16 protein-coding genes and 1 pseudogene are annotated in these 14006 nt (G+C 54.4%); 8 read left to right on the top strand and 9 right to left on the bottom strand.

The window, feature by feature from the left end:
* Positions 1-28: 28 nt before the first annotated feature.
* The 9 genes from ACNKID_RS00810 to ACNKID_RS00770 all read right to left on the bottom strand — a co-directional run bounded on the left by ACNKID_RS00810 (position 29) and on the right by ACNKID_RS00770 (position 8966).
* Positions 29-310, bottom strand: a complete 282-nt coding sequence (locus tag ACNKID_RS00810) for an addiction module antidote protein (RefSeq protein ID WP_417911530.1) — start codon at positions 308-310, stop codon at positions 29-31.
* Positions 303-611 carry a type II toxin-antitoxin system RelE/ParE family toxin gene (locus tag ACNKID_RS00805; protein WP_417911529.1) on the bottom strand — a complete coding sequence of 103 codons (309 nt, stop codon included), beginning with the start codon at positions 609-611 and terminating at the stop codon, positions 303-305. The genes ACNKID_RS00810 and ACNKID_RS00805 overlap by 8 nt, the downstream gene beginning before the upstream one ends.
* Before the next feature lie 194 nt (positions 612-805).
* Positions 806-2047: a tetratricopeptide repeat protein gene (locus tag ACNKID_RS00800; RefSeq protein WP_417911528.1), complete on the bottom strand. Its 1242-nt coding sequence runs from the start codon at positions 2045-2047 to the stop codon at positions 806-808.
* 54 nt (positions 2048-2101) lie between these two features.
* Positions 2102-3139 (bottom strand): aminoglycoside phosphotransferase family protein, encoded by a 1038-nt coding sequence (locus ACNKID_RS00795; RefSeq protein WP_417911527.1) that lies wholly within the window; start codon positions 3137-3139, stop codon positions 2102-2104.
* Positions 3123-3854, bottom strand: coding sequence for a hypothetical protein (locus ACNKID_RS00790; RefSeq protein WP_417911526.1), 732 nt, complete (start codon positions 3852-3854; stop codon positions 3123-3125). The genes ACNKID_RS00795 and ACNKID_RS00790 overlap by 17 nt, the downstream gene beginning before the upstream one ends.
* The gene (locus ACNKID_RS00785; protein ID WP_417911525.1) at positions 3829-5445 is read right to left on the bottom strand and encodes an N-6 DNA methylase; all 1617 of its coding nucleotides are present in this window, start codon (positions 5443-5445) and stop codon (positions 3829-3831) included. The genes ACNKID_RS00790 and ACNKID_RS00785 overlap by 26 nt, the downstream gene beginning before the upstream one ends.
* A 64-nt stretch (positions 5446-5509) precedes the next feature.
* Positions 5510-6598 carry a response regulator gene (locus ACNKID_RS00780; RefSeq protein ID WP_417911524.1) on the bottom strand — a complete coding sequence of 363 codons (1089 nt, stop codon included), beginning with the start codon at positions 6596-6598 and terminating at the stop codon, positions 5510-5512.
* Positions 6595-8469 carry an ATP-binding protein gene (locus ACNKID_RS00775; protein ID WP_417911523.1) on the bottom strand — a complete coding sequence of 625 codons (1875 nt, stop codon included), beginning with the start codon at positions 8467-8469 and terminating at the stop codon, positions 6595-6597. Before ACNKID_RS00775 ends, ACNKID_RS00780 begins: the two co-directional genes overlap by 4 nt.
* Complete coding sequence (locus ACNKID_RS00770) at positions 8454-8966, bottom strand: shikimate kinase (protein ID WP_417911522.1); 513 nt, start codon at positions 8964-8966, stop codon at positions 8454-8456. The genes ACNKID_RS00775 and ACNKID_RS00770 overlap by 16 nt, the downstream gene beginning before the upstream one ends.
* A 219-nt stretch (positions 8967-9185) precedes the next feature.
* Here ACNKID_RS00770 and ACNKID_RS00765 point away from each other — a divergent pair, with 219 nt between their 5' ends.
* The 8 genes and pseudogenes from ACNKID_RS00765 to ACNKID_RS00730 all read left to right on the top strand — a co-directional run.
* A complete protein-coding gene (locus ACNKID_RS00765; RefSeq protein WP_417911521.1) occupies positions 9186-10061 on the top strand; it encodes a metal ABC transporter solute-binding protein, Zn/Mn family in 876 nt (291 codons plus the stop codon).
* Entirely contained in the window at positions 10058-10816 is a 759-nt protein-coding gene (locus ACNKID_RS00760; protein WP_417911520.1) for a metal ABC transporter ATP-binding protein, read from the top strand. Before ACNKID_RS00765 ends, ACNKID_RS00760 begins: the two co-directional genes overlap by 4 nt.
* Positions 10809-11654: a metal ABC transporter permease gene (locus ACNKID_RS00755; protein WP_417911519.1), complete on the top strand. Its 846-nt coding sequence runs from the start codon at positions 10809-10811 to the stop codon at positions 11652-11654. Before ACNKID_RS00760 ends, ACNKID_RS00755 begins: the two co-directional genes overlap by 8 nt.
* Before the next feature lie 91 nt (positions 11655-11745).
* Complete coding sequence (locus ACNKID_RS00750; protein ID WP_417911518.1) at positions 11746-12342, top strand: hypothetical protein; 597 nt, start codon at positions 11746-11748, stop codon at positions 12340-12342.
* Between the two features lie 94 nt (positions 12343-12436).
* Positions 12437-12979, top strand: coding sequence for a hypothetical protein (locus ACNKID_RS00745; protein ID WP_417911517.1), 543 nt, complete (start codon positions 12437-12439; stop codon positions 12977-12979).
* Positions 12976-13218, top strand: coding sequence for a hypothetical protein (locus tag ACNKID_RS00740; RefSeq protein WP_417911516.1), 243 nt, complete (start codon positions 12976-12978; stop codon positions 13216-13218). The genes ACNKID_RS00745 and ACNKID_RS00740 overlap by 4 nt, the downstream gene beginning before the upstream one ends.
* Positions 13219-13420: 202 nt before the next feature.
* Entirely contained in the window at positions 13421-13555 is a 135-nt protein-coding gene (locus tag ACNKID_RS00735) for a hypothetical protein (RefSeq protein ID WP_417911515.1), read from the top strand.
* A gap of 161 nt (positions 13556-13716) precedes the next feature.
* Positions 13717-14006, top strand: a pseudogene (locus ACNKID_RS00730) (hypothetical protein); the annotation flags it as partial.

Genomic DNA, 14006 nt, shown 5'->3' with positions numbered 1-14006 from the left:
GGATTTTGGCAAGCAGGCTGTGAGGAAGTCAGACTATGCCCAGCTTGCAGCCCAGAGCCTCCACCACCTTCCTGATGGTCTCGAATTTCGGCGAGCTGCCCTGCGCCAAGGCGTTATACAGATTCTGGCGACTGAGATTGGCTTTCCGGGCTATCTCGCTGAGGCCCTGCGCCTTTGCCACCTGCCCGATGGCCAGCATCAGCTGCTCGGTGTCGCCTTCCTCAAAGGAAACCTTGAGGTATTCACGGATCATCTCCGGGCTGTCGAGATATTCAACCGCATCCCATTTTCTGGTGGTGATCTTATTCATGCTCGCGCTCCAAGCTGGTCATGATGGACTTTGCCTGCTCAATGTCTTTGCTCTGGCTTGATTTGTCGCCTCCGCAAAGCAGGAATACAACCTTGGACTCTTTGACGGTGTAATAAGCGCGGAAGCCCGGACCGAAGAAGAAACGCAGCTCGAAGAGTCCGTCGCCCAGACTTTTGTGGTCGCCAAAGTTGCCAAGCTGAATCCGGTCAAAACGACTGATGATGCGTGCCCGGAAGGTGAGGTCTCTGATTCCAGCCAGCCATTTGTCAAAGACATTGCTTGTCTCTATCTCGTATTTCATCGTTTGACTGTCACATGAAAGAGACTGCTTGTCAAGAATACTCCGCCGTCACTTGGTGCAAAGCAGCGGAGACATGCCGCGCCCCTTGCCGGTTCTTCCCCGACAGCACTTGCGGGCCAGCCCGATACTACTTGCGGGCTGGCCCGATACTACTTGCGGAGCAGCCCGAAAGCACTATCGAGCTTCGCCCGATGCTACCTTCGGGGAGAGGCGGTAGGGGGTGCGGGTTGGCTGGCGCGGTGTTGGGCCAGTTCATCCAGCAACTGCTGCACCATCTTGGCATCTGGATGCCCCATTGCTTCCATCTCCTGATACAGACTCAGACTCTTGCTGTAGGCTGCTTCCGCCTTGTCCAACTCGCCGCGTGTCTTATATACAACGCCCAGATTGCCGTAGATTCTCGCCGTTGCTTCCTTCAGTCCTAAAGTCTCGCTGATCTCAAGTGCTTTCCTGTACATCGCCTCCGCCTTGTCCAGCTCGCCGCGCGCCTGATACACGATACCCAATCCAGCGTAATTGTTCGCCGTTGCCTCCTTCGTACCCAAGGCTTTGCTGATTTCAAGGCTCTTCTGGTGCATCTCCTCCGCCTTGTCCAGCTCGCCGCGTGTATCATATACAAGGCCTAGATTGGTGCGAATAAAGTACACATTGCCCAGATTGCCGTACTGGTTCGCCGTTGCTGCCTTCAGTCCTAAAGCCTCGCTGATCTCAAGGCTCTTGCTGTACATCTCCTCCGCCTTGTCCAGCTCGCCGCGTGCATCATATACGAGGCCAAGATTGCTACGAGTCAAGTACACATTGCCCAGATTGCCGTAGGCTTTTGCCTGCCACTCTTTATCCTGATGCGCTTCACCCAGAGCCAGCACCTTGCGGTATGCCTCTTCCGCTTGCGCCAGCTCGCCTGTGCGGTGCAGCAGATGCCCAAGCTGGTTCCAGCCGTCCACATCGTCCGGGTCAAGCTGCACCGCCTTCTGGTATGCAGCCAAGGCCGCTTTGGTGTCGTTCATAAAGGCCAATGCGCCCAAGTGGCGGGCTGCTGCCGCCGCTTCCTTGTTCGCCTGCCTGCCTTCCGCCTCCTTGCTGCGCAGCACCTCAGCAAAGATGGCCTGCGCCTTGGCAGTGTCGCCCTGCTCCAATGCCTGCAAGGCTTCGTTGATGCTCTTAGCGGGCGCATCAGCTTTAGCCAAAGCGGTGACTGCTTCAGTCAGTGCCTTGATCTGCTCATCCTTGGCCTCCAGCTGCGGCCAAAGCAGCTCTCGTGCCAGCTTGGCGGCATCTTCCGGGGACATGCCGTAGGTCACAGCGACATTGCCGGTGCCGGAGAAGATGTTGCCGTCTCCGCGTACCTCCTGCGTGACGTTCTCATGCTTGCCAGTGGCGTTCTTGCCTTGAGCGATGTTCTGCTCTCCGCCCTTGCTGTCAAAGGTGTTGTTCATGCTGTCCTCTCTTTCATGCGCCAGTGTAAGCGTAGATGCGAAGGGAACGCAGCTTCAGTGCTGGCTGATGCTGCGTAAACATTGCTCAGTTGCAGCGCGGAGGCAAGCATATTCCGCCGGAGGGAGTTTGGCAAGCAGGCGGCGCAGGGAATGCAATGCCGGAGGGATGTACTGCGCAAAGAACGGCCTGCCGCGCTGGCTGCTGAGAAAGGCGAAGGCGCCAAGGATTTGCAGGTTGCGCTGCACGGCCAGCAGCAGGTATTCGCGGCGGAACTGCTCGCGGTTGCAGGGCAGCAGGGCGTTGAGCGCGTCGAGGTAGTGCTCCAGCAGCGCGTTCTGCATGGCCTGCGGCAGAGCGGCGTAGGGGTCAATCAGCAGCGAGGCGAGGTCATAAGCCAGCGGCCCCAGCCGTCCGGCCTGATAATCAATGAAGCGCACCCGCCCGTCCAGCACCATGATGTTGCGGCTTTGGAAATCGCGGTGGAGGAAGAAGGAGGCATCGGCCTGCGCGGCACTGTCTGCCAGCGCGGCGAATTCCCGCGCCGAGGCGGCTTCATCCACGTCCAGCCAGAGCAGGTCGCGGCAGAGTGCGCGGAGGAAGTAGCCGGATTCGCGCTCCAGCATGACGCGGCGGTCATAGCGCGGCGTGTCCCAGCACCAAGCGGGATCGAAGTGCTCGCGGCCCCGCACCTGCATCTTGGCCAGCTCGGCCACGGTCTGCTGGTAGAGCGCGGCGACTTCAGCCGAATCTGCCCCGTGCCGCAGCACCAAGTCGTGCAGCCGGACATCGCCTAAGTCCTCGCAGATCAGCAGACCGCTGGCCTCGTCAAAGGCGAGCGGCTCCGGCACTGGCGCGCCGCAGGCAAAGAGATGCCTGCCAATCTGCCAGCCTGCTTTGGCTTCGCGCAGACCGGCGGCATCTCCCGGAGGCGGCGCGGCAGCTACGGCCCGCGCCCCGTCCTCGCAGATCAGGCGGCAGAAACGGCGCAGCGAGCCGTCCGGCAGCAGCGGTGCGCACTGCGTGCGGCTGTCTTGCCACGGGCCGCCAAGCAGGCAGCGGGCGGATGCGTGAAAATCATGCGCTGACTGCACGTCTTCTTGCTGCCGCTCTGATCATGCATTCAAGATTTTGCCCTCGAACTTCATATGGTTCGAGAAGATGGATATTTTCGTGCGTCACATGAAGCTGTCCTTCATTGCCCCGGTTGCCGCGATGCTGGCCTTTTGAGTACAGAGGATTATTCAATACCTCATCAGAGTTCATCACCCAGAGGATAATGTCGTCACGAAATACCGCCATCCAGATAAAGACATCGCAGCATTGAGGCTTCAACTGCTGATAATTCATCAAAAAAGGCTTGTTCGTGCTTCTGGACAAGGCTCTGATGTGCAGCGGTTCGTCGCTGCTGGAATCAGCAGCTCTTGACGCTTTCACCTCAATTTTTATTCCGTCAAGCCACATGTCGTATTCGCCTGAATAATCAGGATCTATCTTCTTGCTTGGCTTTTTGAGAGTTTCACACTTTCCGTGAATATATGTCTGCGCAAATTTTTCTCCAAATCCTCGTGGAGCAGATATCTCAAATATCCATAAGTTTGGATTATCTAAAATGTATTCATTTCTTATGTCAAGATATTGATCGAATGTTATTCCATCAGCATCAAGGAGATGACAGATAAGATGTTCATATTCATTGAATGGATAGATCGCCTGATCTTCCTCAGTGATCTGGAGAATATCTCGGAGCTTTTCTTGTTTCCCTGAGAAACATTGGCATATTTTATTTTTTAATTGTATAAGTTCCATTATCAATATCTTTTATGTTGAGATATTCAAGAAAAAAAGATTCTTCGAAATCACTATAAGCATAAAAATAGTCAGTAAAAATTGGAAGATATTCTATATCTGAACGCAAAACCTTGTTTGTTTCAAACAATTTGAAAAAAATCCAAGACATAATTTTGCTATTTAATAAATCGCAAAGCTGCTTATGGGTAATAGGAAATTTTTTGTCAAGTATAAGCATGTTTGCGCTATTAAGAATAATTCTCTGTTCCGTATCATGAAAAAAAACAAGCTCTGAAGATATAAATTTATATATCAATTTTTCATTGGAAAAATAAAAATCTAAAGGTGCCACCTGTTGATATAGGGAAAAATTATTTGGTATAAAAGTTGATGGTTCTTTTAAGCCATTTTTTGTTATATCAGATCCTTTGTATGCAGGAATATACCCTTCTCTTGCCTCTCCTGAACAATATTTTTTGTTGTTTCCAGTGACTATTCCGATGCCATAATGTGCGTTTCCTTTTAATGTTATATGCTTTATATTAAAAAGATGCTTGAGCACTTCATTGTCTTCTTCTGTGCAGCTGGTGTTTAAAATGGATTTTGAATTTTTTGTAAATGAATGCTGAACTCTTAAGTGACTTTCATTCTTGGCGAAGCAACATACAATATTTTTTTCATCGACCGCATTTTTTTCTAATATCATCCCCTTTGCCTTGGTAACAAGCCCGCAGAAAGGCTTGCCGAAATCAATAATACTCCTTATTTTATAAGAAAGAGCTTTTTTTCGCGCATTTTCAAATACAGAAACATTAAAAAATGCATCTTGAAGCAGGAGTCCTAATGCCCCATTTTTTTTTAATATATTTAAGCATAAATAAAAAAATAGCTCGCTGGTGTCATTAATATTTTCACATTTAAATTTTAAAGACAGTTTTTTTTTCTCTTCTCTTGATATTTTTTTTCCCCACGGCGGGTTAGTAAAAACAACATCAAAATTATCTGATATATTTTTATCAAATATATTTTCTTGAAATATATTTGATAAATTTTTATTAAAATAAACAGCAAGTCTTTTCCTAGCTATTTTTACCGCTATGCCATCTATATCGAAACCATAAATATTTTCTTGTTTAAACCCATATCTCGCTGCGGCGACCAGAAAATTCCCTGTGCCGCAGCAAGGATCGCAGAAGATTATCTCGGAACGATCTGCTGGGAGATGTTTAAAAAATTCATTGACGATATTTGCTGGAGTATAAAATATTCCTTCAATATTTTTATAGGATTCAGATAGCTTTCGTTCATAAATGCTGCCAACCTCTTCAATATCAATGCACTCTTCATCAAGAATGGTGTTGATATATTTTTCAACAGCAGAATGATTATGGCTGTCCTTAACTGATTTATTAGCGCGTTTATTCAGCTTTTCTGCGCCAATCACATTTTTTTTAAATTTTTCAAAAGAATCTATCGATATAGAATTTTTCTTGTCTTTCTCAAGATACCCTGTTTTTATCCAGTTCCTGACTGTAGCAACGGAAACACGCAATTCTGCTGCTGCTGCATCTATACATATAGAATCATTTGGCTTGAGATTAAAAAGCATCTGCTGCTGCATTTTTTTACAAAAATATGTTGAGTTATGACCAAAGAAAAGGGGGTTTGCGAAATCAGCACATCATCTCGTCCCGGTTTTTCTGGGCGATGTCTTCAAATTCCTTTTCCACACGCATCAGCGCGTCATAGACATCCGGGTCGAAATGCTTGCCGCGCCCTTCCTCCTTTGCAATGATCCGCATGGTCTGCTCGTGACTGAGCGCGGGCTTGTAGGAACGCCGGGTGCGGAGCGCGTCATAGACATCGGCCATCGCCATGATCCGGCCTGCCAAAGGAATGTCGCGGCCAGCCAGCCCTCTGGGGTAGCCGCTGCCGTCGAATTTCTCATGATGGCTGCCGACCAAGTCTTTCGCGCATTGCAGAAAAGCCATCGGCTCGCCCGCCATTTTGGCCAGCTTGTCAATAACCTCCTCGCCGTAGATGGCATGCTTCTTCATGATCTCAAACTCGTCGGGATTCAGGCGACTTTTCTTGAGCAGAATTGCGTCCGGGATGCCCACCTTGCCGATGTCATGCAGTGGCGCGGTTTTGTAAAGAAGGGTGATGTACTCCGGCGTGAGGACTTCCAAAAATTTTCCTGATCGGAACAGTTCTTCAGCCAGTGCTTTGACAAAGGCCCTGGTGCGCTGGATGTGGCCGCCAGTGTCGGTGTCGCGGTGCTCGGCAAGCTCGCCCATCGCCACGATGGTGATGTCTTTAAGCAGGACGGTTTCTCTGGTGCGGTCCAGCACTGTCTGCTCCAGATCCATCCGGTAACGGTGCAGCTCCAGATGATTGCGCACCCGCGAGCGCAGCTCAACCCCATGAAAGGGCTTGGTGATGTAGTCCACGCCGCCAAGCTCGAAGCCTTTGGCCACGTCCTCTGGTTCAGACCTTGCGGTGAGAAAGATGACCGGGACAGCGCGGGTCTCCTCCATTTTGCGGATCTCCCGCATAGTCTCGAATCCGTCCAAGCCAGGCATCATCACGTCCAGCAGCACAAGGTCAGGAGCCCGGCTGCGCATCCGCTCCAAGGCCTGCTCGCCGGAGGTGGCGTAAGCGAACTCCATGTCCAGATTTTTCAGATGCGCCAAGGCGATCTGGATGTTTTCCGGCACGTCGTCGACAATGAAGACCAAGGGCTTGTTCAGTCGGCTTCTCATTGTGTCTCCCCTGCGATCTTACGGAGAACAGTCAGCACCTGCTCAACGCCCCGGATGTCCATGTCCAGCGCAAACCGTTTCATCTCCCTTCCCAACGCAGCCAGAGGGGCGGTGTCCGTCTTTAATCCCTGCTCCTCCATCGTCCGGCCCAAGGAAAGCGCATCCTCCAAGTTGCCGCTCATCTGCGCATCAGCATAGGCTGCGTCTAACTCGCCGCTCCATGCCGTCCGCATCTGATCCAAGTCTGATGAGACCGGCATAGTCCACGGGCGGTGTGTTTCGGCAGGCGGGACGCTCTTGCTGGCAGGAAGATACTTTTCCACCACTTGGCGCAGCTCCTGCAGATGAAAGGGTTTGGGCAGAAAATCTTCAAACAGCGGCTTCAGACTGTCGCGCTCCAGCATCAGACCGGTCATCACCACGATGGGTGACTGGGCTGTCCGCTCGTCCTCCTTGAGCTGCCGAGCGAGATCCCTGCCGTCCGCGCCGGCCAAGTCCAAGTCCATCAGAATCAGGTCCGGCTGCTCGGCCAAAGCCAGCTCCAAACAGCTTTCCGGTGTGGAAGCCTCCAGCACCTGGATCGGTGAGTTAGTGAAATAGAGCTTGATCAGATGTGACATCTCTGGCATGTCATCCACCACCAGCATGACCGGCCCGCGTCTGCTCTCCGCCGCCGCACGCACACAGCTCAGGCTTGGCGGATTGATGTCCGAACTGGTACGCCGCGCGGTTTTGGCAGGCATGGCAAAGGTGAACGAGCTGCCTTGGCCTTGGGTGCTCTCGACATGCAGGCTGCCGCCCATCATCCGGGCGAGACGAACGCAGAGCGTGAGGCCGAGGCGGGTGCCGTCATGCAGACGGACCTTGCCGTCCTCCTGCTCAAACAGCTCGCGCAGCTCGCGCAGCTCCTCCGCAGCTATGCCGCAGCCGCTGTCCTCCACTTGAAAGGACAGCTCCCAGCTGTTTTCCAGCTTGTCCGGCCTGCCGCTCACAGAGAGTGCTATCCGCCCTTGGCTGGTGAATTTGACCGCGTTGCTGATCAGGTTGACCAGCACTTGGCGGCAGTGCTCCGCGTCCATGACGTACATTTCCGGCAGATCGGGCTGGATCAAGCAGGAGAATTCCAGCTTCTTCGCCCGGATCTGGTCAGAGAACAAGTCGGCGGCCTGTTCGATCACCGCACAGAGATTGGCGGCGGCTTTCATCACCTTGACATTGCCGCTCTCCAGCTTAGACAGCTCCAGAACGTCATTGATGATTGAGACCAAGGCCGCCCCGTTCTTGCGGATGGCACCGACAAAACGCTGCTGCTGCTCGCTGAGGCCGGAATCCGACAAAATCTCCGCGTAGCCGATAATGGCGTTCATCGGGGTGCGGATGGCGTGATTGATGTTGGCGATGAATTTGCGCTTGAGGCGGTTGGCGGCCATGAGCTGCTCTTCGGCGCGGCGCAGAGCAGCTTCTTGGCCGATGGTCAGCTCGTGCAGGCCGCGTCCGATGCAGAGGACAGTCTCGTTTTCAGCCTCAAGCTGTAGCAGGGTCAGCTCGGCGAACACGGTTTTGCCTTCTTTGCCGGTCAGCCGGGAATGAAAGATACGGGAGCCGCCGCTGCGCAGCTCGGCCAGATGCTCTTTGAGACCGGGAAGATGCGTTTCCAAAGTCTCTGCGGACAAGCCTGCGCCGCTGCTGTCTTTCAGCCCGGTTGCCTCCTGAAAAGTGCGGTTGGCTGCTTTGACCGCGCCGCTGGAGTCAAGGAAGAAGGCGGAGCAGGCCAGCGCATCAAAAATGTGCAGCAGCAGAGTCCAGTCCTGTCCGCCAAGCAGCGGCAAGAGCGGCGTGTTCCGGCAGTCTTCATTCATCTGCGCAGCCATTCGACGATTTCTGCGGCGATGTCCGCGTTCTCCCGGCCCTGCACGGCAACTTCAAAATCCGCCGCTTGGCGATAACGCGGCAGTCGTTCCGCAAAAAGGGCCTCGGCGCGGACCATGTCTTGAAGCAGGGGGCGCTTCTTCATCTTGCTCTCCGCATTGGGTGCGCTGCGTAAGGCCTTGATGATGCTCTCCAAGTCGGAGTGCAGATACACCACTTTGCCCAGCTGCTTGAGATTGCTGACATTGAAAAAACCGCCACCCGCAGAGACGATGGTGCCGCTCACCTGCCGTTCCAGCCAGTCGGCAGCCTGCTGCTCCAGCCGCCGGAAATGCGCCTCTCCCTGCGCCGCGAAGATGTCACGGACTTTCGTCTTGACCATGCTTTCAATCAGGTCGTCGGTGTCCACCGCAAAGCGGCCTGTCAGGGCGGCCAAGGCGCGGGCTGTCCTGCCCTTGCCCACGCCCATGAAGCCGATCAGAATGATGTTGTCTGCCATGGCTTGCTGTTGTGTTCCGCCCGCCGCAGCGGGCGGCTTAATTTGTCTGCCGGATTCCAGATTGTAAAACGGAATGAGCGAGCTGTAAAATGAATTTTCAGTCGCCGCGCTTGGCTCAGGCCAAAAAACTGCCTCCTTGACAAGCGGAAGAGCATTTTTTAGGATGACTGGGCGGCATTCCGCTGCGGACTCTCCATTTCATCCATAGGTAAAACGGCCATGCTTCAAAAACTGTTTCCCAGCCTTCTGTTGGTCTGTTTCGCCGTCTCCGCCTTTGCCGAACCTGTGCCGGTGCTGGTTTCCATTGCCCCGCAGAAATGGCTGGCCGAGCAGGTTGGCGGCAGTCAAGTCAGCGTCCGCGCCCTGCTTGACAAGGGCCAAGATCCGCACGGAATTCAGCCCACGCCTGAGCAGGTGACAGCCCTGTTCCGCTCCAAAATATATTTTTCCGTTGGTTTAGAGTTCGAGCGGGAGCTGCTGGCCAAGGTCAGACAGTCAGCTGACGGGGTGCGGGTGGCTGACGTGTCCGCCGGGATAAAAAAAATCTCCATGACCGGGCACGATGACGAGGACGGTCACAGCCATGACCACAGCGGTCTTGATCCTCATATTTGGCTTGCTCCGCAGAATTTGCAGCAAATGGCAGCAAACATGGCCGCCGCCCTGAAAGAAACGGATCCTGCCAATGCCGCTGTCTATGAAAAAAATCTTCAGGCTGTGACTGCTGCGCTGGCCGCGTTGGACGCGGAGCTGAAGACTGAGCTGGCTCCGTTCAAGGGACAGGCTTTCCTTGTCTATCATCCGGCCTTTGGCTATTTCGCCCATGCCTATGATTTGCGCCAAGAGGCGGTGGAGATTGAGGGCAAATCGCCTTCGCCCAAGCAGCTCTATGACCTGATCAGCAAGGCCAAGCAGACAAAGGCGCGGGTGGTCTTTGTCCAGCCGCAATTTGACCGCAAGAACGGGGAGACCGTGGCCAAAGCCATTGGCGGCAGTGTGGCCGTCCTTGATCCGATGGCTGCGAATGTGCCGGAGAACCTGCGCTTGATGGCCAAGGCGATCAGCGCGGCACTCGGCGGAAAAGAAAAAGAATGACTGAAGCCGCCATAGAAATCCGGGAACTCAGCTTCTCCTACAGCCACGACATCCCGGTTCTGAGCAATGTCCAGCTCGACATCTGGCCGCAGGATTCGGCCTGCATCGTCGGGCCGAACGGCGGCGGCAAGACCACGCTGGTCAAACTGATTCTTGGTCTGCTGGAGCCGGACAGCGGCAGCATCCGCATCGGCGGCCTTCCTCCGGCTGAAGCTCGGACGCGGATCGGCTATGTGCCGCAGTACGCCCGCTACGATGCCTGTTTTCCCATTTCCGCGCTGGAAGTGGTCTGCATGGCCCGGCTTGGCGGCACCTTCAGCGGCAGATACACGAAGCATGACAAACAGTCGGCCACGGACGCACTGGCGGCGGTGCATCTCGCTGATCTGGCGCGGCGGCCTTTCGCCGCTCTCTCCGGCGGGCAGCGGCAGCGGGTGCTGATCGCCCGAGCCTTGGCTTCCGGCGGCGACATCCTCATTCTTGACGAACCCACAGCCAGCCTTGACCGTGAGTCTGAGCAGCAGCTTCTTGGTTTGCTGGCCGAGCTGAACAAGAAAATGATCGTCCTGATGGTGACGCACGAAGTGGGTTTTTCCTCGACCTTTTTCAAGCGGATCATCTGTGTCAACAATCAGGTTTATGTCCACCCGACCAGCGCACTGACCGGCGAGCTGATCCGCGAAATGTACGGCGGCGATCTGCGCATGATCCGCCACGACCACCGCTGCTGCCCTGAAGGCCACGAACATGACTGAGCTGCTCGCCGCCCTGCTTGCCCCTGATCTGCCCTTCCTCCGCTACGGCCTGCTCACCGGCCTGCTGGCCTCGATTTCCTTCGGCATCATCGGCACCTTTGTCGTGGTGCGGCGGATCAGCTATTTGGCCGGAGCGATCTCGCACTGCATTTTGGCGGGCATCGGCGGCGGACTGTACTTGCAAACTGTGGCAGGCATCTCCTGGTTCACGCCGATGCAGGGCGCAGTGATCGTCGCTTTGCTTTCCGCCGTGATTCTCGCCCAAGTCAGCCGTCATGCCGGCCAAAGAGAAGACTCGATCATCGGCGCGCTCTGGTCGGGCGGGATGTCCATCGGCTATCTCTTCATCGCCAAAACGCCGGGCTATTTCGACCCGAATTCCTATCTGTTCGGCAACATTCTCCTGATCACCAAGCAGGACATCTTCTTTGTCGCCGGGCTGGACATCCTCATTCTCGCCGTGGTCGGCATTTTTTACAACAAGCTGCTCGCCCTCTGTTTTGATGAGGAGTACGCTTTGCTCCGAGGGATTCGCACCAGATGGCTGCATCTGCTCCTGCTTTGTCTGACCGCGCTGACCATCGTTCTCCTGATCCGCATCGTCGGCATCATCATGGTCATTGCCTTGCTCACTTTGCCCGCGGCCATCGCAGGAAATTTCGCGGCCAGCATCCGTCAGATGATGCTCTTGGCCATCGTGATCTGCGCGGTCTTCATCACCGCCGGTCTGGGCGCGAGTTTCTACCTCAATCTGCCCAGCGGCTCGGTGATCATTCTGATTGCGACCGGGGCGTATCTCTTCAGTCTGTTCTTAGACCGCCGCGCAGCAAAAAAATGAGTCAGAAAAGGGCTTGAGGGAAAAAACAGCTTGCTATACAATGCAAGCAGCAGATGATGCGCTGTTTTTTTTTCTTCATGAGGAGGAGACCATGACCAAGCTGAAACTGACCGCCGCGTTCGCCCTTTTTTCCGCCGCCGCCCTGAGCGGCTGCACTGTCTGCGTCGACTGCGAGCCTCAGTCTGCGCGGAACGCTCCGCTGGGCAGACAAGAGAACACCTACTACTACTCTGACAGCTGGACAGAACCTCGCCGCCAGACATCATGGCCTGCGCCGCGCACCGCCGTTTCCACGTCTTACTATTCCAGCGCACCGGTCATCTCGACACCAGTCACATCCTACAGACCTCTGCTGCCGCCGACGTGGCGGCCAACGTCGCGTCCGGCGTTTTATTCCCCTCAGCGTTCCCGATATGCTGCGTATGCGTATCAACAGCCAGCCGCGCGCCTGAACCAGCAGTACAGCTCTTGGCCGAGCTTCACGCCGCCGCAGCTGCCTTCCGCAGAATGGCAGGCCCGCTTCATCGGCCAGAATCCCCAAGTCATGTACTATTATCCTCCGGCGAGTCCCTTCGCCAATGCCATGGGCAGCAGCATGGCGCGGAGATATTGGGCCTCTCCTCCTCCTGCGGCGTTCTCCGACGGCTATCTTCCGGCTGATCCTGGCCCGGTCTGGCAGTATCCTTAAATTTTTCCGCAGGAATTTTTTTCAGCCATGCCTGAGGCATCTGTTTTGCCATCAGACATGGCTGTCCGGGGGTGTTCACCGCAGCTTTCCTGAATTGTTTTATTTTTCCGCCGCCTGCGCCGGGAGAAAGCGCGTCGCGCTTGGGGCGGAGCACGTTTGCTTTGCCCTGATTCCAATTGGAATCAGGGCAAAGTCAATTGGAATTGGAGCGTTTCCGATTGGAATCGGGGCAATTCAAATTGGAATCAGGGCAATTCCAATTGGAATCGGTCTGATTCCAATTGGAACCGGGTTGATTCCAACAGGAATCGTGTCAATGTCGATTGGAATTGGGGCGTTTCCGACAGGAATCGTGTCAAAGTCAACCGAAAACAGGGCGATTCCAATTGGAATCAGGCCGATTCCAATCGACATTGCCCCGGTTCAAGTTGGAATCAGGCCGATGCAGCCGCGTTTTTTGGCCGCTGCGGCAGGCTTTCAGCCGGAGCGGGCCGGTTCCGCCGCGCAGGACGCGGCGTTGCTTTGCTGCGAAAACAACGGCACGTTCATGCAGGCGGGGTTTCTTGAATCCTGCTGCGGGAGGGCGTATAATGCAGCGCAGGATGTTCACTCAAACCTCACGGAGGTCAGATCATGAAGACAGGAAAGATGCTGCTGATTCTGACGGCTGCTGCCGCCATGTTGAACATGAGCGGCTGTTATTATTACCCGCCTCCGGCAGTGGTCGCGCCTGCTCCTGGTGTTGTGGTGCCTGCGCCGAGCATAGTCGTGCCCCCGCCTCACACCCGGATCATCGTGCCTGCGCCGCATTATCGGCACAACCGCTATTATTACGATGATTATCGGTACCGCCATCACCGGCGGCATTACCGGTAGCAGCGGATTCTGCTGCCGAGGCGCAGGATGACGTTGCCGCTTTCCGCAAGGTTGTCCCTGCGCCTGTTCTTTTCCTGTTTCTCCCGTTTTTCCTCAAAAAAAAGCCTTGAAAATGTGGCAGTCCGCAGTATAATTTGCTTTATTTGAGACCTTCCATTCATGAAAGTTCTCTGACATCCACATCAACTTGTGAGGAAAGATCATGAAATTTGTTAAATTGTCCGCTCTGCTGCTGGCTGCTCTGCTCTTCTCCGCCTGCACTGTGTATCATCAGGAAGCTCCAAAATCCTCCGGCCCCAGCGGCCCGGAGCAGCAGACCAGCCATAAAGGCATGTAGCAGATCACTGCTCCGCGCTGAACCCCTTTTCAGGATTCTCTTTCTGTGTTGAGAGGGAATCCTGATTTTTTTCTTTCTTTTATCCCTTCAAAGCAGCGCCTCTGTTCAAGTCTCAAGAAAATCAGGCAAGGCTCTTGACACTCAATTTTGACCGCTGTAGCATGGATGCTGAGGATAAGATTGTTTCAAATATTTGGATTGGTAAAAACCGGACACAGTGGCCGGGACACTCAAAAAGGAGAGCACATAAAATGAACAAGGTTGTCATTCGGACTTTCGCTGCTGCCTGCCTGCTGGCTTTGGCGGCGGCTCCTTCTGTATTTGCAACTGATCTGACCGCAGATCAGGCTTTGACCAAGCTGAAAGACGGCAACGAGCGTTTTGTCGGCGGCAAATCCATGCATCCGCACACTGACGCGGCCCGCCTGATTCAGGCAGGAACCGAAGATCA

This window comes from Candidatus Electronema sp. TJ, assembly GCF_048287355.1.
Classification (GTDB): domain Bacteria; phylum Desulfobacterota; class Desulfobulbia; order Desulfobulbales; family Desulfobulbaceae; genus Electronema.
Note: the sequence above shows the minus strand (reverse complement) of the source record. Positions and strands in the feature narration are given on the sequence as shown.